The 16,488-nt window shown below is 36.7% G+C and carries 14 protein-coding genes; 6 read left to right on the top strand and 8 right to left on the bottom strand.

Features of this window, described 5'->3' with window-relative positions; genetic code table 11:
* Window positions 1–187: 187 nt before the first annotated feature.
* A complete protein-coding gene (locus H6F92_RS25270; protein ID WP_190359963.1) occupies window positions 188–1,525 on the top strand; it encodes an AAA-like domain-containing protein in 1,338 nt (445 codons plus the stop codon).
* Between the two features lie 21 nt (window positions 1,526–1,546).
* On the opposite strand, the gene H6F92_RS25265 is transcribed toward H6F92_RS25270, so the two are convergent.
* The 4 genes from H6F92_RS25265 to H6F92_RS25250 all read right to left on the bottom strand — a co-directional run bounded on the left by H6F92_RS25265 (window position 1,547) and on the right by H6F92_RS25250 (window position 10,740).
* Window positions 1,547–7,330, bottom strand: a complete 5,784-nt coding sequence (locus H6F92_RS25265; RefSeq protein ID WP_190359961.1) for an AAA family ATPase — start codon at window positions 7,328–7,330, stop codon at window positions 1,547–1,549.
* A gap of 72 nt (window positions 7,331–7,402) precedes the next feature.
* Complete coding sequence (locus H6F92_RS25260; RefSeq protein ID WP_052276775.1) at window positions 7,403–8,782, bottom strand: radical SAM/SPASM domain-containing protein; 1,380 nt, start codon at window positions 8,780–8,782, stop codon at window positions 7,403–7,405.
* Window positions 8,783–8,986: 204 nt separating this feature from the next.
* On the bottom strand, window positions 8,987–9,631 hold the full coding sequence (locus H6F92_RS25255) for a hypothetical protein (protein ID WP_190359959.1): 645 nt from the start codon (window positions 9,629–9,631) through the stop codon (window positions 8,987–8,989).
* 23 nt (window positions 9,632–9,654) lie between these two features.
* Window positions 9,655–10,740, bottom strand: coding sequence for an amidohydrolase family protein (locus H6F92_RS25250; protein WP_190359956.1), 1,086 nt, complete (start codon window positions 10,738–10,740; stop codon window positions 9,655–9,657).
* 306 nt (window positions 10,741–11,046) lie between these two features.
* Between H6F92_RS25250 and H6F92_RS25245 the strand changes: the two genes are divergently transcribed.
* Window positions 11,047–11,301 carry a BrnA antitoxin family protein gene (locus tag H6F92_RS25245; RefSeq protein WP_002795030.1) on the top strand — a complete coding sequence of 85 codons (255 nt, stop codon included), beginning with the start codon at window positions 11,047–11,049 and terminating at the stop codon, window positions 11,299–11,301.
* Window positions 11,302–11,390: 89 nt separating this feature from the next.
* Here H6F92_RS25245 and H6F92_RS25240 read toward each other — a convergent pair whose 3' ends face one another.
* The 4 genes from H6F92_RS25240 to H6F92_RS25220 all read right to left on the bottom strand — a co-directional run bounded on the left by H6F92_RS25240 (window position 11,391) and on the right by H6F92_RS25220 (window position 12,955).
* A complete protein-coding gene (locus H6F92_RS25240; protein WP_002757627.1) occupies window positions 11,391–11,606 on the bottom strand; it encodes a hypothetical protein in 216 nt (71 codons plus the stop codon).
* The gene (locus H6F92_RS25235) at window positions 11,603–11,929 is read right to left on the bottom strand and encodes a DUF4258 domain-containing protein (protein WP_004267892.1); all 327 of its coding nucleotides are present in this window, start codon (window positions 11,927–11,929) and stop codon (window positions 11,603–11,605) included. The genes H6F92_RS25240 and H6F92_RS25235 overlap by 4 nt, the downstream gene beginning before the upstream one ends.
* A gap of 361 nt (window positions 11,930–12,290) precedes the next feature.
* On the bottom strand, window positions 12,291–12,692 hold the full coding sequence (locus H6F92_RS25225) for a type II toxin-antitoxin system VapC family toxin (RefSeq protein WP_223211792.1): 402 nt from the start codon (window positions 12,690–12,692) through the stop codon (window positions 12,291–12,293).
* A gap of 2 nt (window positions 12,693–12,694) precedes the next feature.
* Complete coding sequence (locus H6F92_RS25220; RefSeq protein WP_002766683.1) at window positions 12,695–12,955, bottom strand: hypothetical protein; 261 nt, start codon at window positions 12,953–12,955, stop codon at window positions 12,695–12,697.
* Between the two features lie 550 nt (window positions 12,956–13,505).
* Between H6F92_RS25220 and H6F92_RS25215 the strand changes: the two genes are divergently transcribed.
* The 4 genes from H6F92_RS25215 to H6F92_RS25200 all read left to right on the top strand — a co-directional run bounded on the left by H6F92_RS25215 (window position 13,506) and on the right by H6F92_RS25200 (window position 16,395).
* On the top strand, window positions 13,506–13,793 hold the full coding sequence (locus H6F92_RS25215; RefSeq protein ID WP_190359955.1) for a hypothetical protein: 288 nt from the start codon (window positions 13,506–13,508) through the stop codon (window positions 13,791–13,793).
* Between the two features lie 61 nt (window positions 13,794–13,854).
* On the top strand, window positions 13,855–14,748 hold the full coding sequence (locus H6F92_RS25210) for an HBL/NHE enterotoxin family protein (protein WP_190359964.1): 894 nt from the start codon (window positions 13,855–13,857) through the stop codon (window positions 14,746–14,748).
* Window positions 14,749–14,792: 44 nt separating this feature from the next.
* Complete coding sequence (locus tag H6F92_RS25205; RefSeq protein ID WP_190359953.1) at window positions 14,793–15,965, top strand: HBL/NHE enterotoxin family protein; 1,173 nt, start codon at window positions 14,793–14,795, stop codon at window positions 15,963–15,965.
* 115 nt (window positions 15,966–16,080) lie between these two features.
* The gene (locus H6F92_RS25200) at window positions 16,081–16,395 is read left to right on the top strand and encodes a hypothetical protein (RefSeq protein ID WP_190359951.1); all 315 of its coding nucleotides are present in this window, start codon (window positions 16,081–16,083) and stop codon (window positions 16,393–16,395) included.
* Window positions 16,396–16,488 lie beyond the last annotated feature (93 nt).

The raw sequence follows: 16,488 nt of genomic DNA, 5'->3' as shown, positions 1-16,488 counted from the left end.
AAAAGCGTTTAAACTCTTCTGGATTCAAATTTTTTACTTTTTCGTAAGTCATTGTTTTTCTGAGTGTTTTACTTTATTTTACATAATCAGTTCCTATTTTTGCAGGAGGTCTAATATTTCTGGCTGCAACGGAACTGGAAAATCAAATAATCTATTTCTTCAAATCTTCTTACCTTAGATAAAAATAATGAAATTCGAGGAAATCCAAGAGATTCTTAATCGGCAACTGCTCAAGCTTGAGAATCGCTGTCTCAATGACACAGAACAATTATTATTGCGAGGACTTTGGCAGAAAAAGAACTATCAAGAAATTGCCCAAGAAAACGGTTATAGTAGCGGCTATCTTGCCAATGTAGTTGCCCCAGGACTCTATGATAGAGTCTCGCAACTGATCGGAGAACCGATCAATAAGAAAAATTTTTTATCTAGACTACAATCTCATTTTACCAACTCCACATCGCTTCAGTATTGCGGTAATGAATATCCCCAGAATGAGCGTCCAGAATACCCCGATGCTCCTGTTCCCTATAATTCTTATTATTATCTAAAACGAACAAACCTTGAAGCAAAAATTATCGAGGAAATCGGCCGATCTGGGTCGTTAGTTCGCATTAAAGCTCCCAAAAAATGGGGAAAAACGTCTTTATTATTAACAATTTTAGAGGCTTGTCAACAGCAATTCGGTTATCAAATTGTTAGTTTAGATTTACAAAAAGCAGACCAAGACATCATAGCAAATTTTAACAAGTTCTTACGCTGGATCTGCCGTAATTGCGCTCGGCAGTTGAATTTAGAAGCCAAATTAGATGATTATTGGGATGAAGATATAGGAATTAAAATGAGTTGGACAATTTATTTTGAAGAGTATATTTTACGAGAGATAAAACAGCCACTGGTATTGGCTTTAGACGAAGTGCATCGAGTCTTTGAACATCCGAAAGTAGCAGAAGATTTTTTACCTTTAATCCGAGCTTGTTATGAAGAATCTAAGCGATCTCCCCTGTGGCAGAAATTACGTTTAATTATTGTTCAATCCACAGAATCTTATGTTTCTCTGCGATTAGAACAGTCTCCTTTTAATGTGGGATTACCCATAGAGTTACAGGGTTTTGGTCAAGAACAAGTGGCAGAATTGGCAAAAAAATATCAATTAAATGAATTAGCAACCAACGAAATTCAACAGTTGATCGACTTAGTGGGGGGACATCCTGCCTTGATTCATTTAGCGATTTATCATCTTAGCCAAGAGCAAATCACGATGCCAGATTTAATCAAATCAGCAACTACATCAACGGGAATTTATTCCTCTCATTTACAGCTGCACTGGGTCACTTTACAAAAACAACCCGAACTTGCCGGTATTTTTCAACAGATTTGTCAAGGGAATCAACCAATGATAGTCGATCCAATTATTGCTTACAAACTTAATAGTATGGGTTTAATTAAACTCAGAGAAAATCAAGCAATTGTCAGCTGTCAGTTGTATCAAAAGTACTTTATAAGCCAATATACTGGTTCAGTATAAATAAATTTTTGAACCATGGTATTAAGATAGCGATCGCTCAAGCCAATCATTATTAAATATCGTCTGATAAATCCGATTATGAACGTCCATTTTCCCGTGACGCTTTACCACTAATCCAGATAAAAATAACTCAGGTAAATAGGGATTGTTATCAATCTGTATTGGTTCTTGATGGAGGATTTGTCGATACAAGGTTAATAACTGGGGTCGGTTTGGACTTTGAAGAAGGCGATCTTGAATGGTTTTTAAATGTTCGGGTTGATCCTGCATCTCCCAATCTTGAATAATTTTTTCTGCTACTAAGTTGGCTAACCATTGTTCTTCTTGATTAGAGGGGATTGGTTGCTCACTATCCCGCATCAGTTGACAGAGTTTTTGAGTTAAGAAAGGTTGCCCTCCCGTCCAGCTTAAGACTTGTTTGAGCATGGTCTGAAGATTACTGACTTTTTCTGTTAACCCATATAATAAAGGTTGAGCTTCGTGTTCTTTAAAACTTGCTAATTCAATAGCGTTACCAATATTAAAAGGTGTTTTCTGGGGGTCAGTAATTAAAGCTGAAGGTGTGGTAGCACCAAAAAAGGCAAAAGTTAGCTCTTGAAATTGAGGTTGAATCGCTCTCTGATTATAAAAAGAACGAATTAAAGCAAAAAAGTCAGAGACATCAAATTTTAACCCTAAAATGCTATCAATTTCATCAATAAATATAACAGTCGATTGTCTAGATTGCCGCTGATCAAAATCGTCATTAACTAGAAGAAAATTTTCTATAAATTGTCCTAATCGTTGTACAGGAGGCAGGTCTAATTGTTCACTCCACCAAGCTTTAAAAGTTTTCAATTCTTTGATTAATCCAAAACTGCGGAGCAGATCAACGGCTAATCCTTTATACCATTGTTCGGGGGTAATATTGTCTGTTCCTAGCCGAGTTAAGTCAATTACTGCACATCTAATTCCCTCCTTTTGTAATTGGCTCATCATCCGTACCATTAAGCTAGATTTTCCCATTTGACGTGCATTTAAAACATAGCAAAATAGACCTTGTTTGAGAGCTTTATAAAGATTGCGATCAGCTTGTCGAACGACATAATTCGGCGCATCCATCGGTAAACTGCCCCCCACTTGATAGACAAATTTGGGAGGTTGTTCAGCACTTTTAAGCAGGTCATTTTCAAAGATAAGTTCTGCTTGAGTTGCTTTCAGTACCTCTAAAGTGTTTGTGAGTTCTTTTGTCCGTTCTTCTACTCTTTGTTCTAAGGTTTGATAGAGTCTTGAGTTATCAATAGAGATAGCAGCTTGAGCTGCTAGAATATTTAATAGTTCAACTCTTTCTGAGGTAAATGCGCCTGTTGTTAAATTATTTTCTAAATAAACAATTCCTTTTAATTGACCTTGATTGAGTAAAGGAGTACAAAGAATGGATTTAGTTTTTTGAGCCACAATATAATAATCATTAGTAAATTGACCTGATGAAGTGGCATCGTTTAAAACGATAGTTTCTTTTGTACGAGCGACATAATTAATAATGCTAGTGGGTAAAATGGGAATTGAGTTATCATGGTCGATAGATTCTATGGGAATTGATTGTAAGATATTAATAGTTTCTTGATCAATTGTTCCTTGAGCTTCAATGACCCAATTTCCTTCCTGTTCTAAAATCAGACAACCTTTCTGCGCTCCTGCATTTTCAATGACAATTTTCATTAAATTTGTTAGGAGATTTTCCAGTTTAATTTCTCCAGAAATTGCTTGTGAGGCTTTGAGAATAGTGGTTAAATCAAGAACTGCTCCATCATTACCAGTAGTTGAAATAGTGGTACTCAGTCCTTTAGATTTGTTTTCATTGCTGATACCTAATAAATATTGAGGGTATTCTTCTTCTAATTGTTTAACTTTGGCCTTTGCACCCCAACGAATGTAACAATGATAGGCATTTCTGAGGTATAATTTCCCGATTTCTTCTCTACCTAAAGTAAAATAAAATTCAGAGGCACGTTCATAAGCTAAAGCCTCTTCATGGATAAATTCGTATTTTTTTGCTCCTTGAATGGCTTTTTCATAAAATTCTTGAGCTTCCCAATTTTGACCTAAGACTCTCGCTTTTTCTGCTTCGACTAAATCATATTTATGTTGAAAATTTGCTGGACAATGACTTGCCCATTTTGCCATATTTTTCTGATTGTTATCTACTTGTTGTAGTAATTTTCTTTGCTCATTTTGCTCTGTGTCATGATAATAAGCTAGAAAACTCAAAGATGAATAGAAATTATGTTGAGGAGAAATCAAAAATGAGTTTATAGTTGGGTTTGAAATATATTGAAGTCCTCTTTCTCCATAAGTAACTGCCGACTTGTAAATCTTAAGAAGATAAAATAATAATAGTTTAGCAAAGTAAATCAGAAAAAGTAACCATTCATTGTTAGTCTGATTTAATTGGTCTAAAACTGCATTTTCTTCTTCAGGGGATTTACCGACAAATAAAGCAATTTCTTTTTTTAAGCTTTTTTGTAAATTATTGACTATATTATAAGAAATTTCTTGGTAAAAAGAGGAAAAAGTTTGCTTGAGTTTTTTAATAACTCGATTATACTTGATATATTCCTGTTCAACTTCTTCCAAATGATAACCTCCCAACAGTCTATAAATACAATAGTCTATAGCTACATAAGAGGCAAACTGGTTATCCCCTACATCTAAACCGATTTGAAAACTCTTTAGTAACTCGTTATCGATCTCTTTATTTCTCAGATACTCTTTCCAGTGATATATACATCCATAATGTGTCTGTATAATAAGAGCTTGTACTTGACGAATATTATATTTATCGAGCAATTTAAGGGCTAATTTACCAAATTCATATCCTAAATTATAATTATTGATAGAGCCACATAATATCATTCCATAGTAGCTATATGTTGCTGCTGATTCAGGAGAATTTCCATGGTTGATAAATAAATCAATCTGTTTGAGGATTATTTTTATATGTAATAGGGGATCAGTAGTTGCCGTCGAAGACATTATTTGTTGTAAGATTTGAATGGCTTTAAGCTTATAGGGATCAGTCATAACAGGAAGGCTTTCTAAATCGTCAATTTTCCTTTTTTGTAGAATTAAATTTAAGGACTTATTAATGCTTTGATTAATATTACTTTTGCCATTTCTTCTATAAATTAAAATTCCCAGTTCTTTCAAGGTTTTTAAAGCGGTATCAATCGCCTGATCAGGTTGAAAATTTGCATAATAAAATTCAATCTTTATCTGATATGTTTTGACTTTATCTAAGATCGATTTAGCTTGGTTAATAATGATATTTGAATAAAATAAAATTTGCTGAAATTCTGTATTAAGAAAGAGAGAATGTAATTTTTCTTCATGAAGTTCTAAAGTCAATTGATACTGCTCACTCCAACTATTAGTTGTTAATAAAATGAGACCAGAATCTAAATACTTTAATGCTGTTTCATAAGCAGTTGATGCTTTAGCTTTTTTAGCAGCTTTAAGATTTAATTCTGCCAAATTATCTTTTTCTTGTTGCTCAGTAATTAGCTCAGAACCTTCATTAAGTTGATTAACAATTTCAAAAATATTGTTTAATAATTCATCGTCTGTAATGTTTTTTAGCAGTAGGCGACCAATTTGTAGATGAGTCCTTTTCTTTTCTTCCTCTGGAATTAAAGAATAAACTGCTTGCTGTACTCTGTCGTGTAAAAATTTATAGGAAACATAGTTAGAATACCCACCCAAAGTTTCAGTTTCTAAGAGTTGCCTCGATAATTCTTTTGAATCCCAGAGTAGAGCTAGTTTATAGTTATTATCTAATGGTATTACTAACCCTTTATCAAGGGCTAATTGTAGTTGTTGAGCCGTAATATGTTGAGATGTATTATTTACAATAGAAAGAGCTTCTAGACTAAATTGATTACCAATACAAGCGGCTAATTTTAGAATATTTTGAGTTTTTTGAGCTATTTTTTTTATTTTATGGGTCATTAAATCAACGACATTATCGGTAATTGATAGACTTTTAATTTCGGTAAGATCCCATTGCCAATAACTTTGCTTATTATTTTCCAATTTAGTAGAGGAAGGATTAAATATTATGAAACCATCTTGGTATAAAGAATAGAGAAACTGAGCGATAAAAAAGGGGTTTCCACCTGTTTTCTGTGTCACCAAATCTGCCAAAGGCATAGTAACTTCTATCGAACAACTTAAGGTATCAGCAATTAATTGATTAATGTGCTTCATCTGCAAAGGAGCAAGAGTAATTTTCGATACAGAAACTTGTGATTGCTGAATTTTCTCTAAAGTATTCATTAAAGGATGAATCGAACTAACTTCATTATCTCGATAGGCTCCAATTATCAGAAAATATTTAATGTCAGAATCTGATATTAATTGTTCAATTAAGTTTAAAGAGGGTAAATCTGCCCATTGTAAATCATCGATAAATATCACTAATGGATTTTCTTTTTGAGAAAAAACATTGACAAATCGTTTAAAAAATAAATGAAATCTATTTTGACTTTCACTTCCTCCTAATAGTTCAACAGGTTGCTGTTTGCCAATAATTTTTTCAACTTCGGGAATAACATCGATAATAATTTGACTGTTCTTACCCAATGCTTCCAAAATTTTCTCTTTCCAAGCTTGCAGGATATTTTCTGGCTCACCTAGAAGTTGACGGATTAAGATTTGAAAGGCTTGAGAAATAGCTGAATAGGGAGTATCTCTTTGTAATTGATCAAATTTTCCTCTAATTAATCGCCCTTGTTTATATGTAACTTGTTGGTAAATTTCATGAACTAAAGCTGATTTCCCAATCCCTGAATAGCCAGAAATGAGGATCATTTCAGTGGTTCCTTGGCTAACCCGATCAAAAGCCTTCAAAAGTTGAGTAACTTCCCGTTTTCGACCATATATTTTTTGAGAAATCTGAAATTTCTCAGTCAGATCCTGACCACCTAAAGAAAACTGAGCAATCTGTCCTAACGTCCTTAATTGGTGAAGACAGATTTCTAAGTCAGCTTTAATACCCAAGGCAGTTTGATATCTTTTTTCTGGGGTTTTTGCGAGCAGTTTGTTAATGATATTAGAGAGAGTTAAGGGAATCTCTGGAATGAGTTGATGAACAGGTAAAGGTTGTTGGGCAATATGACAATGAACTAACTCCATAGGATCGGTGGTTTCAAAGGGCAATTGATTGGTTAAAAGTTCATATAAAGTAACTCCAAGGGAATAAAAATCACTACGGTAATCTAGACCTCGGTTCATTCTCCCTGTTTGTTCTGGGGCAATATAAGCTAAAGTCCCTTCTAATTGGTTAGGAGGACAAGCTGTGAAAAATTCTTGGGATAAACGGGTGGAAATACCAAAATCAATGATTTTCAGTTGTTCGCTTTCAGGGTTATAGACAATATTAGATGGGTTAATGTCTTTGTGAATAATATTAGCCTGATGAATAGCAGCTAACCCCTCAGTTATTTTAATAGCAATCAAGAGAAAGTTTTCCAAATTTAACTTATCTTGAGATAGTAATAACTCTAAAGATCGACCTCCAAAATCTTCTAAAAACATTATCAAACTATTATAGTGTCGCTGTAAATCATAAGCTTTAACAACACTGTCTATGTTCAAAGAACGGATAATTTCATATTCCTGTCGATAACGGGTAATCTCTGAAGGAGTTGGATAATTCTCTTTAAGAATTTTAAGAATAATCGGTTGAGCATTTGCCTTAAAAATACCTCGATAGACTAGAGAACTAGAACTTTCATAAATTTTTGTGATTAGTTGATAATCTTTCATAACTCACTTTTTAATAACGTTTTTACTTATTTTCTACCATTTGAGCGGAAAAATGTCCATTAAACTCTTAGATCAGACTTGAGAATAAATTTCTGTCACCGTTGTGGTTAGCACTGAGTATCCATCTTTTAGTTCTTGATCAATTATTTGCGATTTCCACATCTCACAGTCTTGACAAGCTCTTCTTTTTTCTAATTGATTAAGAATTAAATCTTGTCGTAGTTGCTGGAATAACTCTCCCGACCAAATATCTTGTAAAGTTTGTTGATTATAATCCCCTAAACTTTCAATCTCTTGATCAAAACCTAGTCTAAATAAGGTTTCTATACAGTAGTAGATTTTGCCATTGGGTAAAACTGCCATTTCCAGAAAAGGGAATAAACAAGTCCAGCGCCCTTGCGCTTTTTGTTGATAATATTGGAGGGATTTTTGTACCCCTTGATTGTGTTTTTTTAGTCGCATATTATTTTCTTGATATTCAGCAATATTAAGGATAAAAACACTATTAACTTTTGATAACCAACGATTTAAAAATGCTTCTTCTTCCTCAAGATTAACATTGTAATTTCTGACAAAAGAGGTTCTAATTTCGCAGTCAATACCCAACTGATCTCTAATTCTTAACAGATCAATTGTATTGGATTCGACCTGGCTTAAATCTCCACCTCGAATTCTTAAATAAGTCTCTGGAGTCGCCGCATCAAGACTAATATCAATACTGGTTAAACCCGATTTTAACAGAGCTTTAATATAAGTTTTATTCAGAAGTTGACCATTAGTAGTTAGATGAACTTTTGGAACACCTTGCTGTCGGCAAAGTTGAATAAAGTCTATAAGTTTAGGATGAAGCAATGGTTCTTCAACACTACCTATTACAATGGTAGTTGCTGCTTTTCCACAGTCTGCTGCTAGTTTCTCCATCATCTCCCAAGACATGACTTTTTTCTTTTGAAAAAAATCTGTAGTATGATTAGACTTTATCGAAGAACTATGATAGGGACACATAACACACTTAAGATTACAAGTGTTACCAACAACAACTCTGACATAAGAAGGTGCGATCGCTTTTCCATAATGACAACTAAAATAATGTAACTGCTCATCTCTATCTATTGCCGATAGTAAAACTAATGGAATAGGCTGAGGTTGAATAGTTTTGCTTGTTAGGAATGTCTCTATGTGGGGTTGTAATTGATGCCAAATATCACTTAATTCTTGGGGATATAAATACGCTAGTATAGGATAACTAGGCAAACCCAAATCTGAAAGAATGGGTAAAGTTGGCTGAAAGACAACAACCGCATATTTATCCTTAGCAGTCATTAGCAATTTTTTGATACTATGAGGATGCAAAGGAATATTATGGGAGGGAATCTCAAGAATTCTATCTGAAAAGATAGAAGTATTTATTGTCAGATCGGATAAAAGGTTCTGAGGATCTTTAATAATCATTTTTTGACTAATTTAACGATAAAATCCTCACCCTTGAGGTGAGGCGAGCAATTCTTATTTTTGTTCAATTAAGTAGGTGGGTGGAATTAAATATAAGATGAACGTAGGTTGGGTTGAAGCATGAAACCCAACCCCCGATTATGTTACGCTACCGCTAACCCATCCTACAAATAATTGTGCCTCCCTACTTAGTTTGTAAGGCTTCTAGGAACAAGTTGTCGGAATATAAGGATTTGTGGAAAAATACTCCCCTCTTGTCCGGTTTGATATCCAGTCGGACAAATCATCTGCATTTAAAGTGGCATTTCCCCATGACGGCTCAGGTGGATAGGGAATAATCATTTTAAACAACTCTGGTGCATTGTTATCTGCATCCAATATTTGACCAATAAAGCTACTATACGTCACTTCAAATAAGTAACCCAAGCTTGGGTTTTGCTCTCCCAGTTCATATTTATCAAAGATTGGAAAAATATATTCATCGGGTGCCTTACCTTGCGGAAAGAAGACTTGTTTCAGTAAATAAGCTGGATCAGATTCATCAACGGTTTCTAGTGGTTGGGTGGGATCAGCTCCAAACAGTTTTCTGAGGTGATCAGCATTCTTTCCTTGGTCTGAGGTCGGATGTTCAAAATAAGTCCTTAAGAGATTGGCCACTCTCTTTTGCTCGGCGTATTTCTCGTTATTTTCATCAGCCCATCGCCAAATATAAGCAATAATTTGAGAAACTTGTTTTGACTGTTGATAAAGACGCTGTAAAAAACAAATGTGTGGGCATTCCCCTTCTATTTTATTAGCGGCTTCATTAACTTTTTCTGCCTTGTAGAATAAGCTACGAGTTTCAAACATAAGTGTGCTTCCTTTTTGAGAAATTAAATTGAACAATAAAATCGCTGAGGATTTTCCCAAACGATTTTTTTAACTATCTCCTCAGATAAGTTGTCTTCAAGTCCTATAACTTTTTTTACCCCATCAGCCTGATGATCCATGTGAGGATAATCAGACCCGAAGATTAAGTTATCAGAACCGATAAAATCAATGACCTGAGCCAAACAGGGTTCAGAGGGTTCCACTGCAATGTAACACTGACGGCGAAAATACTCCGATGGTAATAATTTTACCCGATCTTGGACTTCCCAATGTAAATTTTTATACTCCTCGTCCAGCTTCCATAACCAATAGGGAAGCCAACCACACCCGGACTCTAGAAACGCCACCCTCAGCCTCCGATGACGTTCTAACACCCCCCCTTCAATTAAGGCTAACAGTGCCATCATTTGTTCCATGGGGTGAGAACAAGCATGAAGCGCAAACCGACTATTAAACCGCTCTGCGCCGGTGGTGGGTAAGCGGCTATGAGTGCCTTCATGAATTCCTACAGCCATGTCCAAATCCTCGCAGGCCGCCCAAAAGGGTTCATAGGCTGGATCGCTCAAAATTCTGCCTTTAACGGGGTTAGGGCGCAAAAAAACCGCCTTCCAGCCCAAGTTTGCCATGCGGTGTAGCTCTTTGACCATATCTTCGGGATCATGTTGATTGACTGCAGCCACTCCTTTCAGTCTAGCCGGGTCATAGCTACAATATTCTTCATATAACCATGTATTGTAGGCACGGACAAAAGCCCCCATCACTTCGGCAGGTAGGCTATCAATGGCAAATAACCACAGTCCATAGGTAGGATAAATAAAGGCCCTATCTACCCCCATTTGTACCATTGCTTGAACATGGGATTCCGGATTATAGCGATTGAGATAAGCGTGGGGATGAGCTTGCCTCATCTGCTTATTCCCTTCTGCTTGGACTTGTGGGGAGATTTTTTGACTAATCGGTTCTCCTTTGATTTTCATGTCAGCAGAAGGAGCAAATTCCCTAAATTTAGGTTCTAGGTATTGGCCCCACATTGCGGGGGGTTCAATGACATGGGAATCAGCATCAATAATTTTGTACCCGTTGAGCATAGAGGTTTTTTGGCAATTTTCTACCTAAATTATATTTGATTGGGAAAAAGCGATCGCTTTTTTGCGGCTTTCTTTTCATCCCCTAAAACTCCATGGATTGATTGGGTTAAACTTGATACAACACTTTATTAAACTTAACGAATGGAAGCGATTGAATTTAAAATGATTCTTCATCATGGCACAGTTGTCATTCCCCCTGAATATTCCTCTAAGTGGGAAGGTAAGGCGATTCGTGTGATACTTTGCGGGGTGAAGTCATTCGCTTGATTTCTGCTCGTCGTGCTACAAAACAAGAGAGAAAAACTTATGAGAAAGGAATATGATTTTTCTAAAGGAAAACGAGGGGCGCTCATTTCCTCTCAGGGAAAAACACACATTACCATTTATCTAGATGATGAGATTCTAGCTTATTTTCGAGAACAGGCTGAAACCGCAGGAATGGGTTATCAAACCCTAATTAATGAGGCTTTAAAACAATATATCCAATCTCCTTCTGAGCGATCGCTCACTCAGTCCGATTTACGTCGTATTCTTCGGGAAGAATTATCAGCCCTCCAATAATGTTGCTTGTGATAGTTAAAAGTTAGGCGATCGCTGTGTTGTTCTGAGGAATAGCGATCGCTTTTTAATTTTTTCTTGTCAAAGTTTAGTTAAACGGTAAGAGGGGTAATTTTGTAAAGATGTGCTAAATTGGAAGCTTTTTGTAGATCACCTTGACGAAGGGCTTCCCGGACATCATCTAATTTTTGAGCGTCTTCTAATGATAAATAGGGCGACCATCCTTCGGGAGTCTCAATCAGTTCGACTTCCACTTCAGCCATGTACTCTCCAATGTGGATGAGTTTAATGTGAGGCTTTTTTGTCATGGTTTTCTCCTTGTAAAATCACTTGACCAACGTGCTGGATCAGGTCTATAGGCAGTGACTAGAACAGCAGGCGATTCGGTATTCTTGGCTATACCCCAAACCACATGAACGGGTTTACCCTGACTATCTTTCTGTAAGACTAGCACACAACGCCCTTTAGGATATTCCGGGTAATCTTCGAGAATGACAGCTTCTCTAATACCTGTTATCACATCCCTTACCAGAATACCGTCATTTGCTAGTTCATCGTAGCCATGGGCTGATATTTTGACTTGCCCACGGGAAAGTAAAGCCAGAACTAATTGGAAGGTTATACTCATCATCCAATAATAGCATCTCTTTATTCAAGGAAGAAGGCGATCGCTGTCTGTTTTCAAGAATTGCGATCGCTTTTTTATGCTTTCTTTTCATTCTCTGAAAACGCTACCAATCAATTGATTGGGTTAAACTTGATATGACACTTTATAAAGCTTAACGAATGGAAGCAATTGAATTTAAGACGATTCTCCATCATGGTACAGTTGTCATTCCCCCTGAATATTCCTCTGAGTGGGAAGGTAAGTATATTTGTGTAGAAGATGCTAATGTCCGATAGGATTTTTCTCAATACGAATATCTTAATCCATGGATATTCTCAGGATGAGCCAGATAACCCAATCAACAAACCTCTTTATTAATTTTAGGTTAAGGAATAACTTCAAAAGATAGCTTGCCTTGAAATCGGTAGATATAGAAATCTGTATCTAAAGTAAAAATCAGCCTTTGATTAAGAGCTTCTGCTGCCGCTACTAAGGAAGCATCTGCTAAATCCATTGGTACATCTCGATATTGTTCCATCAAGAAACGCATTCTTTGAATGTCTGATGATTCAAAAGAATATAATGATAAATCTTGATTTTCTAAATAACTCCATAAAGCCTTTTGTCCGAGCCAACCCACATCCCTTCCCAGTAAATACATCCCTTCGACAAAGCATGGCCATGTGGTCATCAGAGGAGGTTGTAAAAAGGGTAAAACAGCAACACAGCGTTGATGGTTATTGTCGCTTCGACTTAGTAAGGCAATAAGCGCAGAAGCATCACACAAAATCAAGACAAGTCCCCTCTTTTTAGCTGTTTTTCCTGCATTAAATCGGCAAATTTTTCTCCTGTGTGGGTAGAAAGGTCTGGGGAAACCCCTTCAATGATACCCACTTTTCCCTTAAGGACTTCAGCGAGGGAGTTACTAGAGGGTATCTTTTCTTCGTCTGATACAGAATCAAGTACAGTTAGCCTAACTCTTCGCCCTTTTAGTTCAGAAGCATAGGCGGCAATTTCTTCCCAAGTTCCTTCGTAAATTGATTGTGCCATGAGAATGATACTTGTTTAAACAGTAATACTCATCATCTAATCATAGCATCTCTTTATTCAAGGAAGAAGGCGATCGCTGTCTGTTTTCAAGAATTGCGATCGCTTTTTTGCTGCCTTCTTTTCATCCCCTAAAACCGCTACAAGTCAGAGTCTAAAAGGGTTTTGATGATTTTAGTCGCCAGATTAATTCATTAGTTCTGCTTTCAGGGATGAGGGAGTCATACCATAAAGTGACCCTTTAAATCTAATACAAATCTAATATAAATCTAATATAAAAGTTAATATTCTGCTCAAAAAAACCTATTAGAAAAGTATTAACTTTAGAGATTGCCATTACCCCAAATAAAACTTATTCTGGTATCAAAGGTGATTAAACAAATCACTTTTAACCCCAAAGACAAGGCATTTTGCTTAAGGCATTATGGCTAACTCGAAAAATTCAGAAATGGATTTTTGAGAGTGTTTTAGGGGTGTAAGGACAAAGAACAGAAAAATTAATTTTGTTCAAAGTCCAATAACTAAGTCAATCACTAAATAAAGGAGACTTCTAATGATGATGACGGTTAACAATGTATTAACCCTTACACAACCACGGAGAAATCCCATTGCTCCGACGGGAATGACTGAAGGGTTGTCTAAAATTAGCACTGCCATGGTGACAACCCAAATATATTCCTCGCTTGTTCTACGGCAGGCAGATTTTGTTGTTAGTGATACTGAAAGCGAAAAGATAAAATCAATCATCAACAACTTAAATCAGGAAGAAAAGGAAGCTAAACATAATGGGAATAATTATAGCGGTTCTCGCATCTGTGCGGCACACTTAAACCTTTGCTGATTAAGCTGTTCAGGATCGGGAATGTACCTCTTGTGAATCAGAAACGCTATATCTAAATACAATAACCCCTTCCCTTATAGGCGCAATTTCAGGAATTAACGGATATGCAACACAATATTCAACCTTTTCCAAGAGTATTATTGATCTGCTCCCAAAGTTCGTAAACGAATCTACCCGTGAGGAGGCAAAAAAACAGATCATCGCTCTGCTAACCCAGTTGGAAATTGATGCACGAAGACAACTGACTTTTGCCCGTAACCTCGCAGAAAATATTGAGGATTATCAGCAGCGCGTCAAAACAAACGCTGAAAATCTCCAGAAAATAATGGATGAAGCAGATGAGGAAATTGGAACTGACACTGGGGAATTAAGCAAGAAGAAGCGCGAAATTGAAGAAGTTCAGGAAGCAATCAAGGGTGACATTGCAGGAGTTGTTATATCAGCCTTAGCTGTGACTGGCGGTATTATTATTATCGGAGTCGGGGCGTTGGCGACACTGCCAGCAAATGTGACCGCAACATCAGTTATTCTGGCAGGTATTGCACTCACTGCCAGTGGTGCGGTTGGGCTAACAGGATTATCAGAACAACTGGCAAGCAATAATAAAAAACTGGCAAATCTCTACATTGAAGTGGCACAGCTTAATGCAACTTTTGTTATCCTTCAGAATGTGAAAGGTCAAATCCAACCCCTGATAGAAGCAGTAAATCATCTTGAAGAAAGTGTCAATGATCTCAACACTGAATGGGCAACTACCCTAAAAGGTATCGCAGATTTCAAGGAAATTATTGTGGGGGCAGACCTAAGTGATGTTGCTTATATGGAGTCATCACTTAATCTAGCTGCAAGTGCTTGGAGTTCTGTAGCTGACAGCGTAAAAAACGTGGAACAAACTTTGACCAATGTTTCCACAAAAGATATTGAGGATGTCACCACAGTCCCTAATGCCGCCTAAAACCGATATCAACTAAAAATTTGTATTTCAAACAAGGAGAAACAATGACTACTCTAAGATTAATCCATAATGCAGCAACGGCTGATAGCTCGGATATCCAAGACCTAAACAGTAAAGTTCAAGCTTCCGCATCATCTGGGTTGGTTGTACAAGGTTATTGCACCCAGATAATGCAACAACCCAGTTTTGTGATACCTAACACAGATACCTTAAAAAACTTTCCAGATATTAATGGTAATCTGACCATTGCCAGAGGAAATGCCAGCTACTATTTGAATACTGTTCAACCGATGATTATTGGTGTCATCAGTGAAACTCGTGCCTATTCCCAACAATTTAAGGGTTTTCAACCCCTAATAATCCAAAGACTGGATGATTGGAAGAATGGTAGCACTCAGGGAAGAACTGATGCCTTAGCACTTATTAATCAGTTAAAAAATGATGTTGATCTTAAGACTGCTAGTGCCAAGAAGGTCGCCGATGAAATAGGCAATTTTAGAACTAAACTCAATGGGGATATCTCTAATTTCAATACAGCAATAACCCAAGCAACGACATTAATACAAGGAACAGACGGTGATGGTGGTGCTTTAGCTTCTCTTAATGACCAATTATCTGACCTTGATGGCAAAATTGCAGGAGCATCCGTCGGAGTAGCACTCAGCGGTCTAACTATCATTGGTGGGGGGTTACTAATAGCAACTGGTGCCATTGCAACTTTTATCACGGCAGGAACATCAGCACCTATGGTAGCAGCTGGGGTAGCTATTGTTGTTGTTGGTGCAGCGGGACTGACTGCTTCATCGATTGTACTTGCAAACCTCATCTCAACCAAATCCAACTTACTGCAACAAAAACAACAACTCAAGGATAGTGTTACTTTTTTGACCGGTTTGAAATCATCTTTAGATCCGCTCAATAACTTGGCGCAGAATGCTTCTAATGAGGTCAACAATATGTATAATGCTTGGACGTTTCTCGGTAAAAATCTGGGACAAGTTTCTTCATCTCTTGAAAATGCCGATAAATATAGTCAGCTACCCATTACTGTACAAGCTTATCTCAATACTGCATACGGTCAATGGGATGCAGTGGATCAGAGTATAGAGACGATTCAAAATCAAATGACAGGTGTGACAGTAGAAACCCCGAAGGATGCGAATGGAAACCTTGTTAGCCTTACTGATACCCTAAATAAACTACCGAAAGCAGCCTAAATCTGAAGTCTAGGAAGTAATACTCCAGCCGAGTTCATAAACTTTGTAGATGATCTCGGCTTATTTTTACTCACCTATATCTGAAGCACTCGTAAAATAACAAAAAGGAGAAAAAATGATCGAGAATCTAATTGACCAAATTGACAATTATGCAAGGAAAATTTCTGAAGATAAGAATTTGCCTGAAAGTACATCAATCATTAAGCAACATACTGCCAAATTTTCACAGACTTATAAACCTCAATTACAAAACGATATTAGAACAATCAAGAGTTTTGTACAGCAATATGAGACTGTGAAGCCTGATTTGAACCGTAGATTAAGTGCATGGAAAACTGGAGACAAGTCAGCCCCTTTAGTCATGCTTGACATATTAAATATAGCAATTCTTGGAGCTATGAGGTACAATAGAAAGCAAATAGACAAATAATAGAACTTACCAGCTTCCTATGAGACCCTATTCCGTAGATTTTCGCCAAAAAATTATCGATGTCTGGAAGAAAGAAAAAATTTCCATTCGAGG

Origin of the sequence: Microcystis wesenbergii FACHB-1317 (assembly GCF_014696875.1) — a bacterium.
Classification (GTDB): Bacteria; Cyanobacteriota; Cyanobacteriia; order Cyanobacteriales; family Microcystaceae; genus Microcystis; species Microcystis wesenbergii_A.
The sequence above is the reverse complement of the archived record's forward strand: the minus strand, read 5'-3'. Positions and strand labels throughout refer to the sequence as shown.

What these genes read in the sequence shown, in the direction of transcription:
- H6F92_RS25270 (WP_190359963.1), top strand. Translation starts at nt 188, where the DNA reads ATGAAATTCGAGGAAATCCAAGAGATTCTTAATCGGCAACTGCTCAAG.
- H6F92_RS25265 (WP_190359961.1), bottom strand. Translation starts at nt 7,330, where the DNA reads ATGAAAGATTATCAACTAATCACAAAAATTTATGAAAGTTCTAGTTCT.
- H6F92_RS25260 (WP_052276775.1), bottom strand. Translation starts at nt 8,782, where the DNA reads ATGATTATTAAAGATCCTCAGAACCTTTTATCCGATCTGACAATAAAT.
- H6F92_RS25255 (WP_190359959.1), bottom strand. Translation starts at nt 9,631, where the DNA reads ATGTTTGAAACTCGTAGCTTATTCTACAAGGCAGAAAAAGTTAATGAA.
- H6F92_RS25250 (WP_190359956.1), bottom strand. Translation starts at nt 10,740, where the DNA reads ATGCTCAACGGGTACAAAATTATTGATGCTGATTCCCATGTCATTGAA.
- H6F92_RS25245 (WP_002795030.1), top strand. Translation starts at nt 11,047, where the DNA reads ATGAGAAAGGAATATGATTTTTCTAAAGGAAAACGAGGGGCGCTCATT.
- H6F92_RS25240 (WP_002757627.1), bottom strand. Translation starts at nt 11,606, where the DNA reads ATGACAAAAAAGCCTCACATTAAACTCATCCACATTGGAGAGTACATG.
- H6F92_RS25235 (WP_004267892.1), bottom strand. Translation starts at nt 11,929, where the DNA reads ATGATGAGTATAACCTTCCAATTAGTTCTGGCTTTACTTTCCCGTGGG.
- H6F92_RS25220 (WP_002766683.1), bottom strand. Translation starts at nt 12,955, where the DNA reads ATGGCACAATCAATTTACGAAGGAACTTGGGAAGAAATTGCCGCCTAT.
- H6F92_RS25215 (WP_190359955.1), top strand. Translation starts at nt 13,506, where the DNA reads ATGATGATGACGGTTAACAATGTATTAACCCTTACACAACCACGGAGA.
- H6F92_RS25205 (WP_190359953.1), top strand. Translation starts at nt 14,793, where the DNA reads ATGACTACTCTAAGATTAATCCATAATGCAGCAACGGCTGATAGCTCG.
- H6F92_RS25200 (WP_190359951.1), top strand. Translation starts at nt 16,081, where the DNA reads ATGATCGAGAATCTAATTGACCAAATTGACAATTATGCAAGGAAAATT.